This window comes from Marinobacter denitrificans (genome assembly GCF_008795955.1).
Lineage (GTDB): Bacteria > Pseudomonadota > Gammaproteobacteria > Pseudomonadales > Oleiphilaceae > Marinobacter > Marinobacter denitrificans.
Map to the genome: position 1 here is coordinate 1 of NZ_VMHN01000007.1, position 18541 is coordinate 18541.

Consider the following 18541-nt stretch of genomic DNA (forward strand, 5'->3'; position numbering starts at 1 on the left):
ACCCAAGACAATTGCGGATAACGCAACGAAATCAACATCACAGTCCTATCTCGTCCACCCAGTGATCAACCGTTTTGCCTGACGACCATAGCGGTCTGGAACCACCTGATCCCATCCCGAACTCAGCAGTGAAACAGACCAGCGCCGATGGTAGTGTGGCTTCTGCCCATGTGAGAGTAGGTCATCGTCAGGCTCCTAAATAAAACAGCCCCAGCATCTTTGATGTTGGGGCTTTTTTATTTTGGATCGAGGCCCTGCTGTGCACTACACAGGCTCCATGTGACAAGCTTGCCGCAGGCAAGCGCAGGACGCCGGAGCCCTGCGACGGCGGGCCCGAAGGGCCGAGCGCGGCAGCGCGAGCAAAGTAGGTCATCGTCAGGCTCTTAATACCAAAAACCCCGACAGCGTCAGCTGCCGGGGTTTTTTATTGCCTGAAGGAAAAGGATCAGGGCAGCCAGATCTCAAACACCCCACCCCCTAAACTGCCCCCATTATGCAGCCGAATAGACCCGGTCCGGTCTCCTTCGCTATGCAACTGCGCAACAGACGACGCAAAGAATAAGCCGAGGCTGGTACTCCCACTCTTGAAGTCCAGAGATTTGAAGCTCGGTGTCCCACTGTGCTGCATACTCTCCGGGTAACCCTCCCCATCATCCTCTACGCCAATGACCAGAAAACCCTGTTGTTCCGACGCGGTCAGCTTGATCTTGGTCTTGGTGTAGCGAATGGCGTTGTTAATGGTGTTGTTCAGCACCCCGGTCAGCAGGTCTTCATCAAAGAACCCATTAATGTCGTCAGCCTCTATTGTCAATTCGATACCGAGGCCGTCGAGAAGCGGTGTGTGGCGCGCCATATGCTCGGAAAGAAAGTCGGGGACAAATTGTTCTTCAATGTGCGCCGACAGGTTGTTTTCACCGAGCCGGTAGATACCAAGCAGTTGAACCAGATCATTGTGCATTCGCTCAGCTTCGTACTGCAGGGTATTGAAGCGTGAGGACTCTCCGATAGACTGCTCCTGCTCCTGGCGCAACTCATCCAGAGAGTTCAGAAGCATCCCCAGGGAGTTCTTCATGTCGTGAACAGCTGATGCCAATACCATCGAGAAATCAATACTTTGAGCCTCCCGGAATTCGACAGGGGTGTCGTGGTTGTTGGTGCTCATGACATCATTCCTTTCAGTTTTTTGCGCAAGGACATCAGGCGACGATACTGCCGGTGCTGCTCAGGCAGACCCGAGAGTTTGGCGAGGTATTTTTCGCAGCGTTTCAACAGATCGCGGTCGTCCGGGGTTTGCTGGTACTTTTTCATCAGCACCTGAACCAGATTAAGGTTGAGCGAGGCGTGGGAGGGGACTATTTCAAGGGCCTGGCTGAAGGTGGCGACCGCCTCATCAAGCTTTCCAGCTTCAAACGCCTTGATACCATCCCGATTCAGGGACCTGGCCTGCAGTTTCTGCCGGAATCCAACGGGTTCATCAAGCAGGTTCTCAATTTTCTGCAGTAATGCCGGATTGTCATGAAAGCGGTTGGCCAGGGTTGTCAGCAGGTTTTTCGCTTCTTCATCCTGCCCTAGTCTGAACAATGTCTTGGCATAGTCCAGGCCTGCTTCCGGATCCATGAGCTCGGGATCGCCCAGTTCGTCTGCAACACTTTCGATGGCCTTCTGGGCTTCGTTCAGTCTGCCCTGACCGGCATGAACCCGGGATTGCACAATGCGGCTCCGGACTTTGATATCTTCCTGATCAGCGAAGCGTTTCTCCATACGTCGCAGGATGGTGAGGGCTTCGTCGGCATGGGTGGAGCCTTCGTCGGACGTATCACCTTCGCTGAGATCCGACAGTGACTGGCCCAGCGCCAGGTAATGCTCGGAGCTGTCGTGAATGGAGTAGGTCCCCAAACTGACTGTTTGGCGCCATGCGTCAGACGCTGTGGATATGTCCTGGTTGGAAGCCGCCAGTTCAGCCAAGTGTTTGTGCCGTAACAGTGCGTTAGGGGAATGCTCGGCGGCCTTCTCCAGAATCTGCTGTGCCTGTGTGGGGCGCCCTTGTTTTTCCAGTGCTTCAGCCAGCAGGTCATAGGCTTCCATGTAATCAGGGTGCTTGGAAACCAGTTCCTTCAGGGTGGTCACGGCATCATCGTAGTTCTGGTTGGCCACCAGAATTTTTCCGCGTCCGAGCCTGGCCCATGAAAGGTCCCGTTGGGCCAGCACATCGTCATAAATTTTCAGGGCGTGGGTGAAATCACCTACCCGATAATAAAGGTCTGCAAGGGTTTTCATCAGCCAGGTTTTGTAACGCGGTTTTGCAGGTAGAGTCTGCAAGCACAAGGAAATGGCTTCCGGAAAATTTTCACGGTCAATTTCCCGATTGATGGGAAGCAGGGCGTTCCGTTGCGCCAGCAGCCCGCTCAGCCGTTTTTCCAGCATGGCCCGGTTGATGGGTTTGGTCAGGTAGGCATCAGGCTGGTATTCCCTTGCGCCCATGACCATCTCCTTGGACGTTTCAGCGGTTACCAGCAGGAATAGCGACGAGCGCTTCAGAAGTTTTTTGTGTCGCAACTCCTCCAGAATATGCTGGCCGTTTTTGCCGTCACCCAGGTTGTAGTCACACAGCACCACATCCACATGGTTGTAGGAGCAGTACTGGATGGCGGTGGAGGCATTGGGTAGCAGCTCGATTTTGTCTGCACCGCAACTTCGCAACATCTGCCTCATGGAAAGGCGAAAATTTTCAAAGTCATCGACAACCAGATAACTGAGTTTTGCAAAGGTATTACCGATGGCGGTCTCTGTCGAATCTGTCATGGGCGCTTCTGTTTGAGTAACTTGTTGACCACGGCCCGGAGGGCTGCCGGTTTAACAGGTTTGTAAAGAATCTGATAACCCCTGGCAATGGCATCTTCCCTTACTTCCGGAGCCATGTAGCCGGTAATAAGTATGCCAGGTATATCATTGGTTGCCTCTTCTCTCAATGAGTCCATCGCATCGAGACCATTACGGTTATCATCGAGTTGATAATCCGCCAGGATGATGTCCGGTTCGGTGCCGTTCAGCTTGTAGCGCGCATCCTCGAGGCTTTCGGCAGTGGTGACGTCACACTGCCAGTTGTCGAGCAGGGCGCTCATGCCATGGAGGATGGCCGGGTCGTTGTCGATACACAGCACGTGCAGCCCTCCCAGGCTGGAGACTCGCCGAGATGCCGGTGCGGGCCGAGCGGCATTGTGCTCGCTTGGCTCCGGTGGGGCGACCGGTACGGTAACGCTGAACACGCTTCCCAGCCCCTGTACGGAGCGGACATTTACCGGGTGGTTGAGCATGCCGCAGATACGGTCAACGATGGCCAACCCCAGACCCAGTCCCTTTTTGTCCCGGCCCTGCTGGAAGCGGCGAAATTCTTCAAAGATATGAGTGAGCTGGTCATCCGGGATACCCGGGCCGGTGTCCCAGACTTCAATGCGGATATAGCCCTTCAGGCGGCGACAGCCCAGCAGGATCTTTCCCCGGGGGGTATATCGTATGGCATTGGAGAGGAAGTTCTGGATCACCCGCCTAAGCAGTTTGGAGTCGGAGCGCACCCAGGCGCTGCTGGGCACGACGTGTAGATCCAGCCCCTGATCCTTGGAAATGGCAGAGAAATCTGTGGCCAGGTGGCGCATGATCTCATTGACTGGAAATACGCCGATATCCGGCTCCAGCGCGCCCGCGTCCAGTTTGGATATGTCCAGCAGGGTGCTGATGATTTCTTCGGCCGCACCGAGGGAGCTGTCGATATGCTCCACCAGTTCACTCATTTCCGGGTCCCGGGCTTTGCCGGCAAGGGCTGACGTGAACAGACGCGCAGCATTCAAGGGCTGAAGCAGATCGTGACTGGCGGAAGCCAGGAAGCGGGTTTTGCTCTGGTTCGCCTGTTCAGCCACGGACTTGGCTTTGAGCATTTGCTCATTGATGACCTGCAATTCCTGGGTGCGTTCCTTGACCCGTTGCTCCAGGTAGATGTTGGTTTCCTTGAGCGCCTGCTCGGTGCGGCGCATGGCGGTGATGTCCTGGAAGGTGGTGACATAGCCTCCGCCGGGGATCGGGCTGCCATCAATGCGCAGCACCGTGCCGTCAGGCCGCTGCCGTTCATAGGACATGGGAAGTCCTTCACGCATGCGATTGCAACGGTCGGTAATAATATCGTCAATGCGTCGTGCCGGCAGGTTGGCATTGGTCAGGTTATAGCGCATCAGATCTTCCACGGGCCTGCCGACCCGGACAAAACCGGAGGGGTAGTTGAATTGCTCGAGGTAGCGCTGGTTCCACACCACTAGTTGTTGCTGGTGATTCACCACCGAAACCCCCAGGCTGATGTTTTCAATGGCGGATTGCAGAAGTTCCCGGCTGAATGTCATGGCCTGGGAGGCTTCATCGACAATGCTGACTACATCCTCAATCTGCATGTCCCGGCCAGTCAGGGTTGACTCAAGGACGACCCTGGCCGTGGATGCACCGATGACCGAGGCCAGCTGGCGCTCGACAAACTTCATCAGATGCGACGAAGCGGGGCGGTGAATGTGCAGGCGAATGGCATTGCGGCGCTCGTAATTGCGGAATATCGCCTCCGCGCGCTCCTCTCCCATGAAGCGGTCAGCAATGGCCTGGAGGTCGGAGGTGAGGATCTCGCCCTGCCAGCTCTGTTGCTGGGGCGTTTCCGCTTTTGGCTGGGGGTCATGGAAGAACGAGGCAATCTGGATCTTCTCTCGCACCCGTTGACGGGTGAGCATGGACAACACGATGTAGGTGATGGTGTTTATGCCAAGGCTCCAGATGATGCCATGGCTGATCTCGTCCAGCTCGGAGCCGAACAGGGCCGTCGGTCTGGTCCAGTTAATGCCCCAGATACCCTGTTCGATCAACGTGTCGCTTAGCCAGCCGGTTGAAGCCAGTGCCGGCAGCAACAGTGTGTAACACCACATAAGGAAGCCGAGGCCCAGCCCCCACACCGCGCCCGTGTGGTTGCCTCGTCGCCAGAGGATGCCCCCTACCAGGGCAGGGCCAAACTGGGCCGCTGCAGCGAACGACAGGAGCCCGAATGCCGTGAGGCTGTAGTCTTCCCCGGCCATGCGATAAAAGCCGTAGGCAGTAAACAGAACGACAAAGATGGCCACGCGGCGAATACTGAGCAGCAGATAGCTCAGATCCGTGCGTTTATTCATGCCCGGTCGGAAGAATTTCAGCAGGGCAGGCATGATGATTTCGTTGCTGACCATGGTGGCGATGGCCACAGAACAGACAATCACCATTGCAGCTGCGGCTGAACCACCGCCAAGGAAGGCCAGTATGGCGAGCCATTGTTCGCCGGCAGCAATAGGCAGGTTGAGAATCAGTATGTCCGGGTCCGAGGAACTGACCTCCGGTGACAGAAGTCCGGCCGCTGCAATAGGCAGTACAAAGGCACTGGCGATGATCAGGTAGATGGGCATGGCCCAACGGGCAGTCTCGAAATCCCGGTGGTCGGTGTTCTCGACGACCATGACGTGAAACTGCCGTGGCAGGCAGATAATGGCCAGCATGGCCACCAGTGTCTGCGTTATAAAGGCTGGCGCCTCGATGCCATCCGTGGTCAGGGTGCCCACCAGCCCGGCTTCACGGACATTGTTCAGAAGATCTCCGAAACCACCGTAGAGGCCATAACCAACAAACAGCCCGACCGCCACGAAGGCAACGATCTTGATCAGCGATTCGAAGGCAACGGCCTGGATCATGCCGCGATGGTGTTCCGTGGACTCCAGGTGCCGCGTGCCAAACAGCACGGTAAACACCGCCAGTACCACGGTGATGTACCAGGCAGAGTCGTTCCAGGCGGCTGTGCTCAGCTCGGTGTGGGCTGTTCCGGAGTCCGAGAGCACGGTAAAGCCCATGGAGATGGCTTTTAACTGAAGCGCAATATAGGGGACGCTGCCAATAAGCGCGAAAATGGCAACCATGGCCGCCAACGACTGGGACTTGCCATACCGCGAAGCAATGAAGTCGGCGATGGAGGTACTGTTGTTGCGCTTACTGATGAAGATGATACGACGCAGCAGAGGGGCGCCAAACACGAACACCAGCAAAGGGCCCAGGTAGATGGGGAGGAAGCCCAGCCCTTCCTGGGTAGCACGCCCCACCGCGCCGTAGAAGGTCCATGAGGTGAAATAGACCGCAAGTGACAGGGCATAGACATGGGTTCGTGCCCAGCGCCGGCGATACAGCCCGGGATGTCGGTCACCTGCCCATGCTATGGCAAACAGCAGCGAGATGTAGGTGATCGATATGAGGACTAATAGCCAGCCGCTGAGCATAAAGAGGCTTTCCCAAAATACGATGAACAGACGTCAGGCCCGGTACACGGCACTACCGGTCGCAGGCAAGCTCCAGCAATTGGTCGTCGTCGGACAATGTTCGTAGTGCACTGGTATCCAGACCCGTTTCGCTTTTGAGGGGGACCAGTTCACGAGTGTCACAGTTTAGCAGATACATTTTTTGCGACACCGCGTCGGTGTAGGACTGTTCGAAGCGGTAAAGACTGAATCGGACGATATTCTGCTCCGGGTTATCCCGGGTAACGCTGTTGGTATCCAGAACGGTAAATGCCGTTACCTGCGGGACCACATAGGCCCAGGGTCGCCAGGGCGCGCCATATTCCTCGGTACTGACCACGATGGCTTCTTCCGGGAGCTGTGTTTGCTTGAGTTCAAACCAGGTGTACTCCATGTATATCAGGTAACCAAGCATACCCGCGCCGGCAAATACCGGAATAATCCACTTGGGCGCCTTTTTTCGGGTGATAGCACGTATGCCGAGGGCGATACCGGCGGCGCCGAGACCACAGAATACTGTCGCCACAAAAGTCCAGAACATAAGATTGTTTCCTCGAAAAAAAACGGGCTTCCCCAAGGAGGAAGCCCGTTCAGGTTCAGCCTGTCAGATTTTCATCTGTCGTTGGCTGATGTGTTGCTTAGTGGTCAGTAGCTTTGCCGGAACCGCGTGGGTAACGGACGCTTTCGACCAGTTCCTGAATCTCAACGGGCGGCTCTTCGGTCGCATGAGAGACCGCAAAGGCTACCGCAAAGTTGATGATTGCACCAACTGCGCCGAACGACAGCGGGGAAATGCCCAGCAGCCAGTTGTCCGGAGTGTTGGCCAGGTTGTTGGTTCCCGGAATGAAGAACCAGCCGAGGAAGATGAAGATGTAGACCAGGGTAGCACCCAGGCCAGCCAACATTCCCGAGATGGCGCCCACATTGTTAATGCGCTTGAAGAAGATACCCATCATCAGCGCCGGGAACAGTGAGGCTGCAGCGATACCGAAGGCCAGAGCTACCACCTGTGCCGCGAACCCTGGAGGGTTGGCGCCAAGGTAGGTCGCCAGCACGATGGCAACGGCCATGGAGATACGTGCGGCCAGCAGTTCCCCTTTCTCTGAGATGTCGGGTTTGAAGCCGCCTTTGATCAGGTCGTGACTGACCGCAGACGATATTGCCAACAACAGACCCGCTGCCGTCGACAGTGCCGCCGCGAGGCCGCCAGCTGCTATCAGGCCGATAACCCAGCCTGGCAGGTTGGCAATCTCGGGGTTCGCCAGTACCAGAATATCGTTGTTGTAGGTGAATTCGTTACCTTCCCAACCACGAGCTTCGGCTTCGTCTGCGAACTCTGCATTACCATCGTTGTAGAACTGGATGCGACCGTCGTTGTTCTTGTCTTCGAACTGGATCAGGCCGGTTACTTCCCACTCCTGAATCCACTGTGGCCGCTCATCATATTCAATGGCCTGGCCTTCGACTCCATCCGGATAGATGGTGGTCATCAGGTTCAGTCGAGCCATGGACGCAACTGCAGGCGCAGTCAGGTACAGCAGGGCGATGAACACCAGGGCCCAGCCTGCGGACCAGCGTGCGTCGGCAACCTTGGGAACGGTGAAGAAGCGGATGATAACGTGTGGCAGACCGGCTGTACCGATCATCAGTGACAGGGTAAACAGAACCATGTTCAGTTTATTGTCCACGTCTGCCGTGTAGTCCCGGAAACCCAGTTCGGTAATGATCTGGTCCAGCTTCTCCAGCAGTGGTACACCAGACTCTACGTGGGTAGAGAACAGGCCAAGGGGAGGCAGTGCGTTGCCAGTCAGTTGCAGCGAGATGAACACCGCAGGAATGGTGTACGCAACGATCAGTACGCAGTACTGGGCCACCTGGGTATAGGTGATGCCTTTCATACCACCGAGTACCGCGTAGATGAAGATTACCACCGCTGCGATGATCAGACCCATGGTGGAGTCTACTTCCAGGAAGCGGGAGAAGGCTACACCGGCACCAGCCATCTGGCCGATTACGTAGGTCACTGACGCTACAATCAGACAGGCAACAGCCACAAACCGCGCATTTCTGCTGTAGAAACGATCGCCGATGAACTCGGGAACCGTGAACTTGCCAAACTTACGCAGGTAAGGCGCGAGCAGCATCGCCAGCAGCACGTAACCGCCGGTCCAGCCCATCAGGAAGGTTGAGTTGGCATAACCACCGGCGGCAATCAGGCCCGCCATGGAGATAAAGGATGCTGCGGACATCCAGTCAGCACCGATCGCCGCACCGTTGGTGATTGGATGAACGCCGCCACCCGCGACGTAGAAATCACTTGTGCTACCGGCCTTCGCCCAGATGGCGATGCCGATATAGAGGGCGAATGAACCGCCTACGAATAACAGGTTGATTATAAACTGATCCATTCGAACTTACTCCTCATGCACGTCGAATTTTTCATCGAGCTTGTTCATACGCCATGCGTAATGAAAAATCAGCGCGATGAAGGTAAGAATCGAACCCTGTTGGGCGAACCAGAAACCGAGGTCGGTTCCGCCAATAGGAATTCCGGCGAGCATGGGACGAAGTAGTATGGCGAAGCCATAAGATACCAGGGCCCAGACGATCAGGCTCCCGAATATCAGGCGAAGGTTCGCCTTCCAGTAATTCACAGCATCGTAGTCATGACCTGACATAGGATCACTCCTGTTTTGTTGTTGTGGGGGTTGGGTGGGTTTTCTGTGACGTGTTTGTTGTAGAGAAATTATTATTCATATAGTTCTTCTCCGACTTGTTGTCCTCTCCGACTTTACCCGTCAAGCGATATATAGATATTGGCAAAAGGTCTAATTCTCAGTTATTTGCCTACCAAAATGTCCGCAAACGCGACACAGCTTGAGGGTTTCTAACCTGGCCGATGCATGTTTTGAAGACGCCGGTAGTACTTTAGTTTGTCGTTGAGGTCCTGCAAGGTGGCGACGTCGTTTTTGTGAGCTCGGTTGATAACGGCAAGGGTCAATTCCGCAGTGGCGAGGGCGTCGGCGGCGGCGTGGTGTCGGGCACTGACCTCAAGGCCGAAAAAATCGGCCCAGTTGTCCAGGCCCCGGCCACCGGTTTTCGCATCGGGAAAGAAGGCCGGTAGCATCTCGGCCACGTCAATCCAGGTGTGGGGCTGGGTATACCCCAGGGTATTTTTGAGCGCTTTTTCAAGGAACTTCTGGTCAAAGGCGGAATGGTAGGCGAGGATCGGGTCGCCGTTCATCCATTCCAGCAGGTGTAGCAGTGCGTCTTCGGTCTCATGGCCCCGGGTCAGGGCTTCGGGGCCGATACCATGAATCAGAACGGTCTCACTGATGTCCAGTTCTGGTCGTCGGAGGATGAGGTCGAACTGGTCACCCATGGCTATGGCGTTTTTATGGATAGCCACGGCTCCGATGGCTATAACCTCGTCTTTTGCGGCGTTGAGGCCGGTGGTTTCGAGGTCAAGTACAATCAGCCTGCAGTCAGACAGGCGCTGGTGTCCGGCGGTTTTCGGCGTTGGCAGGTGCTCGCGGTCGGGCCCGCCGGTGCTGCCGGCCCTGAGCCGTTCAATCCAGTCTTTGATCTGCTCCAGCATAACGGTCGGCCCGGGGGTCAGAGTTGATAGGTCACTTCCAGCTTCTGCTGCAAGCGCTGGGCCTGACGGAACGATTCCCGAAGAATTCGCCGGTCCAGCGGGTTGAGGTCGTCCGGGTTGATGTAGTTGCTCAGGGGTTCATCCCGTTCCAGCATTTCCTGGTGGGCACGCATGCGAATGGCCTGAATAAGGCTGTAGGCCTCCTGCCAGGCATTGGCATCCTTGGGGTCGAAGACGCCTTTGTCGGCCAGCTTGCGCATTCGTTCCAGCGTATTGGCCTCGCCAACTCCATTGGCAAGGGCAAATACCCGCACGGCCTCTACAAACGGCGCCAGGCCCTGACGTTTGAGGTCAAGATTGTGTTTCTTGCCATCCGGGGCGTAGCGGAAGTTGCGGAACATGGTCAGCGGGGGTTTGCGGGTGATGGCATTGCCCGCCAGCATTTTCTGGAACAGGGCATTCTTGCGAATGCGCGCGAGAACCTTGTCCAGGAGGGCATCCAGCGGTTCGGTAGGCCCGAATACGGCCCGCATATCCAGGAATATGGATGAATACACCAGGTTCTGCGGCGTGGAGGCGTCGATAAACCGAATAAACCAGTCGTCCCATTCGCGGCCGCTCAGGCACAGTTTCGGGTTGCTCGCCATGATATTTCCCTTGCACAGCGTAAAGCCGCATTCTGCCAGTTCCTTGTTGACGGTGTTGGCAAAGGGCAGCAGCTTCTCGCGCACCTGGTCTTCGGTCATTCCCTCTGGCGTTTCGAACAGAATGCCGTTGTCCTGATCCGTCAGCAGGGTCTGTTCCTGGCGACCTTCACTACCGAACGTCAGCCAGGTGAAAGGGATGCCCGGGTCGTTCTTCTTTATGTTCAATTCCAGTACCCGGCGCACGGTGACATCGTTCAGGGTGGTAATGATCTTTACCACCTGGCCAGAATCCGCACCGTGGGCAAGCATGGCGTCGACAAGCCTGGAGACATTTGTTCTCAGGCTGACCAGAGTACGGAGGTGGCTGGCTGTGCCGATTGTGCGCGCAAGATTCACGAGGTCCACACGCTGCAGGGAAAACAGGTCTCTTTCAGAGACCATGCCGATCAGACGGTTTTCATCATCAACCACACAAATGTGCGCGAAATGGTGCTCCGCCATAAGCATGGCCGCCTCAAATGCATCGGCCTCGGCGGTCAGGCAGCACGGATTCTTGGTCATTACCTGGCCGATGGGCGTGTCCAGCGGGCCTTTCTCTTCAGCCACCATAGTGCGCAGGTCCCTCAGGGTAAAGATACCTGTGGGGTGTCGCTCGTCATCCGTTATTACAATGCTGCCCACATTGTTCTCGTGCATGCGTGCGACGGCCTTACGGACCGGCAGGTCAGGTGAGCACACAATAGGATTGCGAATGGCGTATCGTTCCAATGGCGTGTCCAGCGAGCTGCTGCCACCGATTGAGGCCATGGCTCCGCTCTGGATTCGCTGGTTCACCTGATCGAGAAGGCTGCTTACGCCCCGCAGACAGAAATCCCGGAAAGGGTCGCTCTGTGAGAACAGCATGACAAACGTATCGTGTTCAATGCTGAGGCAGAAGGTGTCCCCGGAGGCACGATGTAGGGTGCGGGTAGGGCGTTCACCGATCAGAGCGGCGAGGGGAAAGCACTCGCCCTGACTGATTTCAAACGTTGTTTCCGTTTCTCCGTCCTTGTCACGGGAGCGTTCACCGCGAATACGCCCCTGTTTGACGATGTAGAATCGTTTCACCGGACCGTCTTCCGGCGAAAGCACGACATCGTCGTCAGCGTAGAATCGCAGGGAGGCGTGTTCGGCAAAATGGGCCAGATGCGCGTCATCCATGTTTGAAAATGGCGAATGCTCACGCAGAAAAGTCATAATGGCGCGGGTATTCTGGGGGCGTTCGCTGTCCTGGGGTGCGGCGGTCATAAACGCGCTCCGTTGTCGTTGTTATGAGCCTGAAGTGTAGACTAACTGATGGCTTGCAGGCGCTAAGATTTTCGTCGGATAGTCAATAATTAACACCCTGGTGGGTGGGGGCCGCCGGCGCTTCTTTATGATGGGGGAGGCCGGTGGTAAAGTCCTACCAACCCGACTGAAAATGATATCGACATGACGACGAAAGATGAGCGCCTGAGCTTTCTGGAGGAGATGAAGGACGTCCGTCGCATCCGGAAGCCCAACAAGGCCGACGTGAAATCTCCAAAGGAACTGACCCCGGGACACCTCGAGCGGCAGCGATCAGCCATGGACCAGCCGCTGAAAGACCGTAACCCGCTGACAGCTGACATGGTGGAACCACTGACAGCGCATGATGTGCTGTGCTGGCAGCGTCCCGGTGTGCAGCACGGGGTGTTCCGCAAACTACGGCTGGGGCAGTATCCGATTGAAGCACGCCTGGACCTGCACCGAATGACGGTCGAGGAGGCCCGCAGAGAGGTGTTCGGCTTTATCGGCGACTGTGTCCGCTATGGGCTGCGATCCGTTATCATCCTGCACGGCAAGGGTGAGCGTAACCCGGATGGCATCGCCCAGCTCAAGAGCTACATCGCCAAATGGCTGCCGGAGCTGGAGGATGTGCTGGCATTTCATTCCGCCCAGAAGCGCCATGGCGGTACCGGTGCCGTATACGTCATGGTTCGCAAGGGCGACCGTGACAAGCAACGCAACCGTGAAATTCACGGTGCCTGAGGTTAATCAGCCAAAACCGATAGAATCGGTCCGGAGGTAAGAGTGAAGCAACTGATGTTGGTACTTTTCGTGGCAGGGGCATTGGCCGGGTGCAAGGACCGTGTTATCTGGAATGATGAGGGCAAGGTCAAAGAGGCGACAACGGACCGTGAAGTCTGGGACTCCGAGGGTAAAATGCCAACCGGCGAACGAAAGATCTGGACCGACAAGGACGGTGAGGACGTCGTCAAGTAAGGCCGTTCCGGCTGAAGAAACAATAAAAACTCAGCCGGGGCCGTGGCTCCGGTGAATACGGGAGAGTATCCATGGCCGTGCGCCTGACTGTGAATGGCAGAGAGCGGACCCTTGAGGTTGAAAATGACACCCCGCTGTTGTGGGTGGTCCGCGATGAACTCGGGCTCAAGGGCACCAAGTTCGGCTGCGGCATGGGCCTGTGTGGCGCCTGTACCGTGCATTTGAATGGCCAGCCGGTGCGTTCCTGTTCCACCCCGGTGGAAATGGCAGAGGGCGCCGAGGTGGTTACTATAGAAGGGCTGGCGGCCGACGGAGCTTTGCATCCTCTGCAGCGGGCCTGGGTAGAGCACGGGGTCCCCCAGTGCGGTTACTGCCAGTCTGGTCAGATCATGAGCGCTGCTCATTTGCTGCAGAACAACCGGTCTCCTTCCCGTGAAGACATTGTCGCGGCGGTAAGCGGTAACCTGTGCCGTTGTGGTACTTATTCCCGCATTGTTGCCGCAGTCGAGTCCGTGGTTGAAAGCCGCGCCGACCACTCCAGCCAGGAAGAGGCGTGATATGACCCTCAACCGACGTGATTTCCTCAAGGTGACGGTGGGCGCTTCCGGCGGGCTGGTGCTTTCCCTGTCATTGCCAGGCTGTGCCGGGATACAGACCGGTTACGATGAAAAAAGTGGCGACTGGAAGCCCGATGCCTGGCTGGAACTGACCACCGACGACAAGGTTTATTTCACCCTCGCCCGGGTGGAAATGGGGCAAGGTACCTATACCGGCCTCACCACTCTGATTGCAGAGGAGCTCGAAGTGGCTCCCGCCTCTATACAACCCAGATTTGCTCCGGTGGCCGCGGAGTACCGCAACCCTCTCTACAAGCTGCAGCTGACGGGCGGAAGTACCAGCATAGCGACCAGTTGGCAGCCATTAAGGGTAGCCGGGGCCTCTGCCCGCATCATGCTGATCAACGCTGCTTCCAGCGTATGGGACGTCCCCCCGGAAGAGTGCCGGGCGGCTGACGGCCGGGTAGTGCATCCGGACGGCAGCCAGAGCCTGTCCTACGGCAAGCTGGTGGAGCTGGCGGCGAAGCAGAAGGTTCCCGGAGAGCCTGCTCTGAAACCCCGGAATGAATGGAAATACATCGGCAAGAACCGGGGCCGCCTCGATGCCGAAGCCAAATCCACTGGCGCACCGATCTACGGCATTGATGTGGAACTGGAGGGGATGGTTTATGCGGTGGTTTCCCGCCCACCGCGTTATGGCGCCCGTGTCCGCTCCTTTGATGATTCCGCTACCCGCAAAATGCCCGGCGTGCTGGATGTGTTCGAAATCGAGCGGGGGGTTGCAGTAGTGGCGGACAAATACTGGCGGGCTCGCAAGGCCCAGGACGCGCTGACCATTGAATGGGACAACAGTGACGCCCTGAGTCTGTCGAATGACCAGGTATTTTCTTCCTATCACAAGGCTGCTGACGAAGACCCGGGCGAAAGCGAACGCAGCGAGGGCGCCTACGGCGATGCGGTTGAAAGCGCTGAACGCCTGGTTGACGCCAGTTACGAGCAGCCCTATCTGGCCCACGCCACGCTGGAGCCGATGAATGCCACCGCCTGGTACCGGAACAACGGAATTGAAGTCTGGGCACCAACCCAGGCACCGGATCTTGGCCGTATTGCGGCCGCCAGGGTAACCGATCTCTCGCCGGACGATGTGACCATCCATACTACCTTCCTGGGCGGCGGTTTCGGACGTCGGTTGACCAATGATTACATTGAGGAAGCTTCGGCCGTGGCGTTCAAGGTGGGCAAGCCGGTCAAGCTGATCTGGTCGCGGGAGGAAGATACCCGCCACGATCTGTATCGCCCGGCCATGCTGCATCGTATGCAGGCCAGTGTGAGCGGTGGTCAGCTTACCGGCTGGCACCACCAGATTGTCGGCCCCCAGATACTGGACTGGTATGTGCGCAATGCGGCGCCCGCACAGTATCCCTGGGCCCCAAAGTTTCTCTACAACACTCTGGGGCGGGTAGGGCTAATGGCCGAAGGAATAGCCACGCCAAAAGATCACTCCGCCATCGAAGGCGCCATCGAGTATCCCTACCGGGTACCGAATCTTGATATCCGCCACACCCACACAGATCCTGGAGTGCCGGTCTCCTGGTGGCGGTCAGTGGGTTTTTCCCATAATGGTTTTGCGGTCGAAACCTTTATGGATGAGCTTGCCTACGAGTTAGGGCAAGATCCATATCAGTTCAGGCGCTCGCTGATTGACCACGAGCCCAGACACCTGGAAGTACTGGACCGTGCGGTCAGACTGTCCCAATGGGAAGATGCCGCCCCGGAAGGCCGGGCGCGCGGGATCGCCCTGTTCCGTAGTTTCGGCACTTACGTGGCCCAGGTGGTCGAAGCCAGTGTCGAGGCCGGGGAAATCCGGGTGCACAAGGTGGTCTGCGCGGTCGACTGTGGTCAGGTGGTCAACCCGGACATTGTGCGGGACCAGATCGAGGGTGGTGTGATTTTCGGCCTGACAGCGGCACTTTATGGTGATATTACCTTCAGGGACGGGCAGGTCCAGCAGAGCAACTTCCACGATTACCCGTTGATGCGGCACGACCAGCGCCCGGAAGTGGTTGTCGAGATTGTTGAGAGCGACGAGGCGCCAACGGGCGTTGGCGAGCCTGGTGTTCCGCCAGTGATTCCGGCGCTGGGTAATGCGCTGTTTGCCCTGACTGGCAAGCGTCAGCGCAGGCTTCCCCTGAAAGCGCAGGTGTAACGACCGGATGGCCATTGGCGCCCATGAGTCCGTTTTTAACGACGTCCGGGGCTGGCTGCTGGCCGGAAAGCGGGTGTGGTTGTGTACCATCACTGAAACCTGGGGGTCTTCTCCCAGGCCCGCGGGATCCTGGCTGGCAGTCAGTAGCGATGGCGACTGGTCCGGTTCGGTGTCCGGTGGTTGCCTGGAGGAGGATTTGCTGAACCGCTGCGTTGCGGACGGGCCGGAAACTCCCCGGTTCATCGACTATGGCATCTCCGACCACGACCGGGACCAGTTCCGGCTGCCCTGCGGTGGCAGCATTCGCCTGCTTGTGGAACCCCTGTGGCCCGAACGGGACTTGCCCCATGTTGAAACGGTGTTGGAGGCACTTAAAGCACGGAATCCGATTGTCCGAATTGTTTCCCTCGAATCCGGTATCGCCCGGTGTGAGCTGGCAGACACCCGGCAAACCGGGATCACAATGGATGAGCAGGTTTTGCGACACGGGCTGATGCCCGAGTTCCGGCTGTTACTGGTTGGCGCGGGTGAAGTGGCTCGCTACGTGGCAGAATTCGCCAGGGCAGCCGATTTTTCCGTCACTCTCTGCGAGCCCCGACCAACCTTTTCAGAAGGCTGGAGCCACGCCGGCCTGCCACTGGTCCAGGCACTGCCGGATGATCTGGTCAGCCGCTCCTTCAATGATCCCTGGGCAGGCGTTCTGGCCCTGGCCCATGACCCCAGGGTAGATGACATGGCGCTGCTGGCGGCTTTGAACTCCGGCGCTTCTTACGTTGGCGCCATGGGCTCGGCCCGAACCTCCGCCGAGCGCCGGGAAAGGCTGGCATCGCTGGGAGTGGCGGAAGAACAACTGGCCAGGCTGAGGGCGCCCATCGGCATCAACATTCCCAGCAAGACCCCTGCCGAGATCGCCGTTTCCGTGGTTGCGGACCTGATCGCCGTACGTCACCATTTGCGGGTGGCCCGCCCATCCTTATAATGGAAGCCATCAAGCGCTGAACCGGCGTGTCTGTTCCGAGGTGCCTTTTGTTTGACGTAACCCGCTACGCCATTGCCGCGCAAGCCATTATCGATGCCGGCCATTTTCTCTACAGCCAGGGTTGGTCTCCAGCCACCAGCAGTAACTATTCGGCGCGAATCGATGATGAACACATTGCTGTTACCGTCTCTGGTCGCCACAAAGGCCAACTGGTCGCCGGCGATGTGATGGTGGTGGGCCTGGATGGAAAGGCTGTTCAGAGTAACGCCCGTTCGTCTGCTGAAACACAACTGCACACGGTTCTGTATCAGACCTTCCCCGATGTGGGGGCGGTGCTGCATACCCATTCGGTAAAGGCAACAGTACTGAGCCGCCTGCTACCGGCCGGAGAACCGTTGACATTGCAGGGCTACGAACTGCAGAAGGCTTTTTCGGGCGTTGATACCCACGAGTCGCACCTGACTGTGCCGGTGTTCGACAACACCCAGGACATTCCTGCGCTGGCGCAGCAAACCGGCGAATGGTTCCGGCAACATCCCGAACAGCCCGGTTACCTGATTCGCGGGCATGGCCTTTATACCTGGGGCAGGACCATGGCAGACTGCCTGCGCCATGTTGAAGCCTTTGAATTTCTGTTTGAATGTGAGCTTGAAACCATGAGGGTCCGCCGATGACAACCTTGAGTATTTTTGACCAGAGTGCGCCCGAATCCCCACGTGTGGTCACCGAAGACGCCGGCAAGATTGCCAACCTTCTGGCAGAACACGGTGTGCGGTTCGAGCAATGGCCCACCCGGGACCTGCCTGCGGAAGCCTCACCGGACGACATCCTCGAAGCGTACGCAGGAGAGATCCAGGCACTCAAGGACGAGTGTGGCTTTCAGGCCGCGGATGTGATCAGCCTGAACCCGGACAATCCCCAGAAAGAGGCGTTTCGCAAGAAATTTCTGGATGAGCATGTGCACAGTGAAGATGAGGTACGCTTCTTCGTTCGCGGCCAGGGGCTTTTTTACCTGCATTTCGGGGATCAGGTATACGCGGTTCTGTGCCAGAAGAATGACCTCATCAGCGTACCGGATGGCACGCGCCATTGGTTTGATATGGGGCCGGAGCCCGCATTCACATGCATCCGCCTGTTCACTAACCCGGAGGGCTGGGTTGCGGACTTTACCGGTGAAGACATTGCCGGCCGGTTACCGCGCTACGAAAGCCTGGCAGGAGTGGCGGGATGATCCGCGTTATTCTTACTGACATCGAAGGCACCACCAGTTCGATTTCCTTCGTCCATGATGTACTGTTTCCCTATTCGGCAAAGTACATGGCTGATTTTGTGCGGGAAGGCGAGGCCGACACTACTGAAATCCAGGAGCAACTGGATGCTGTTGCAGAGATCTCCGGGGTCGCCAGGGATGACATCGAAGGGCTTGTCGAGGTGCTGGATACGTGGATTCGCGAAGATCGCAAGGAAACACCGTTGAAGGCTCTGCAGGGAATGCTCTGGGAGCAGGGCTACCAGCAGGGCGCCTTTCGTGGCCACGTGTATGAGGATGCAGCTGAATACCTTCAGCGCTGGCATGATCGGGGATTTCGCCTGTTCGTATACTCCTCCGGTTCCGTGAAGGCACAGAAGCTGATATTCGGATTCAGCGAGGCAGGGGACCTGACACCGTTCTTTTCCGGCTACTTCGATACCCGTATTGGGGGCAAGAAAGAGCCGGAGTCTTACGGCAACATTCTGAACGAGCTTGGTGTGGAGCCCCGGACTGTGTTGTTTCTCTCGGATGTCGAGGCGGAGCTGAAAGCCGCTGAAAGCGCCGGCATGCAAACCGTCTGGCTGATCCGCGATGGTGATATCCCGGAAACGGAACGGCCGGTGGCCCGGGATTTTGCCGACGTTGACCGGTTTCTGCTGAAGCGCTGACCCGCCCTGTGTGCCT

At 57.3% G+C, this 18541-nt stretch carries 16 protein-coding genes and 1 rRNA gene; 9 read left to right on the forward strand and 8 right to left on the reverse strand.

From position 1 onward, the window contains the following. Positions 1-77 precede the first annotated feature (77 nt). Positions 78-193, forward strand: a 5S ribosomal RNA gene (gene rrf, locus FO268_RS16845). A gap of 252 nt (positions 194-445) precedes the next feature. On the opposite strand, the gene FO268_RS16850 is transcribed toward rrf, so the two are convergent. From FO268_RS16850 to FO268_RS16885, 8 genes are all read right to left on the reverse strand, one after another. Beyond that, positions 446-1162, reverse strand: a complete 717-nt coding sequence (locus tag FO268_RS16850) for a sensor histidine kinase (RefSeq protein ID WP_150994410.1) — start codon at positions 1160-1162, stop codon at positions 446-448. After that, positions 1159-2802, reverse strand: coding sequence for a tetratricopeptide repeat-containing response regulator (locus FO268_RS16855; protein ID WP_150994411.1), 1644 nt, complete (start codon positions 2800-2802; stop codon positions 1159-1161). Before FO268_RS16855 ends, FO268_RS16850 begins: the two co-directional genes overlap by 4 nt. Beyond that, a complete protein-coding gene (locus FO268_RS16860; RefSeq protein ID WP_150994412.1) occupies positions 2799-6317 on the reverse strand; it encodes a hybrid sensor histidine kinase/response regulator in 3519 nt (1172 codons plus the stop codon). The genes FO268_RS16855 and FO268_RS16860 overlap by 4 nt, the downstream gene beginning before the upstream one ends. A 52-nt stretch (positions 6318-6369) precedes the next feature. Then, the gene (locus FO268_RS16865; protein WP_150994413.1) at positions 6370-6876 is read right to left on the reverse strand and encodes a hypothetical protein; all 507 of its coding nucleotides are present in this window, start codon (positions 6874-6876) and stop codon (positions 6370-6372) included. A 97-nt stretch (positions 6877-6973) separates the two neighbouring features. Further along, entirely contained in the window at positions 6974-8743 is a 1770-nt protein-coding gene (locus tag FO268_RS16870) for a sodium:solute symporter family protein (RefSeq protein WP_150994414.1), read from the reverse strand. Positions 8744-8749: 6 nt separating this feature from the next. Beyond that, positions 8750-9013, reverse strand: coding sequence for a DUF4212 domain-containing protein (locus FO268_RS16875; RefSeq protein ID WP_007154785.1), 264 nt, complete (start codon positions 9011-9013; stop codon positions 8750-8752). 209 nt (positions 9014-9222) lie between these two features. After that, positions 9223-9933, reverse strand: coding sequence for a 3'-5' exonuclease (locus tag FO268_RS16880; RefSeq protein ID WP_150994415.1), 711 nt, complete (start codon positions 9931-9933; stop codon positions 9223-9225). Between the two features lie 17 nt (positions 9934-9950). Then, positions 9951-11867 (reverse strand): putative nucleotidyltransferase substrate binding domain-containing protein, encoded by a 1917-nt coding sequence (locus FO268_RS16885; protein WP_150994416.1) that lies wholly within the window; start codon positions 11865-11867, stop codon positions 9951-9953. A gap of 183 nt (positions 11868-12050) precedes the next feature. Here FO268_RS16885 and smrA point away from each other — a divergent pair, with 183 nt between their 5' ends. The 8 genes from smrA to mtnC all read left to right on the forward strand — a co-directional run bounded on the left by smrA (position 12051) and on the right by mtnC (position 18525). Beyond that, complete coding sequence (smrA, locus tag FO268_RS16890) at positions 12051-12629, forward strand: DNA endonuclease SmrA (RefSeq protein WP_150994417.1); 579 nt, start codon at positions 12051-12053, stop codon at positions 12627-12629. A gap of 42 nt (positions 12630-12671) precedes the next feature. Continuing rightward, positions 12672-12863, forward strand: coding sequence for a hypothetical protein (locus tag FO268_RS16895; RefSeq protein ID WP_150994418.1), 192 nt, complete (start codon positions 12672-12674; stop codon positions 12861-12863). A 71-nt stretch (positions 12864-12934) separates the two neighbouring features. Continuing rightward, positions 12935-13420 (forward strand): (2Fe-2S)-binding protein, encoded by a 486-nt coding sequence (locus tag FO268_RS16900; RefSeq protein ID WP_150994419.1) that lies wholly within the window; start codon positions 12935-12937, stop codon positions 13418-13420. A 1-nt stretch (position 13421) separates the two neighbouring features. Next, complete coding sequence (locus FO268_RS16905) at positions 13422-15626, forward strand: xanthine dehydrogenase family protein molybdopterin-binding subunit (protein WP_150994420.1); 2205 nt, start codon at positions 13422-13424, stop codon at positions 15624-15626. 7 nt (positions 15627-15633) lie between these two features. Further along, on the forward strand, positions 15634-16605 hold the full coding sequence (locus FO268_RS16910) for an XdhC family protein (protein WP_150994421.1): 972 nt from the start codon (positions 15634-15636) through the stop codon (positions 16603-16605). 47 nt (positions 16606-16652) lie between these two features. Further along, a complete protein-coding gene (locus FO268_RS16915) occupies positions 16653-17279 on the forward strand; it encodes a methylthioribulose 1-phosphate dehydratase (RefSeq protein WP_150994422.1) in 627 nt (208 codons plus the stop codon). Then, positions 17276-17836, forward strand: a complete 561-nt coding sequence (locus FO268_RS16920) for a 1,2-dihydroxy-3-keto-5-methylthiopentene dioxygenase (protein ID WP_150994423.1) — start codon at positions 17276-17278, stop codon at positions 17834-17836. The genes FO268_RS16915 and FO268_RS16920 overlap by 4 nt, the downstream gene beginning before the upstream one ends. After that, a complete protein-coding gene (gene mtnC, locus FO268_RS16925) occupies positions 17833-18525 on the forward strand; it encodes an acireductone synthase (protein WP_150994424.1) in 693 nt (230 codons plus the stop codon). The genes FO268_RS16920 and mtnC overlap by 4 nt, the downstream gene beginning before the upstream one ends. The last annotated feature ends 16 nt before the right edge of the window (positions 18526-18541 follow it).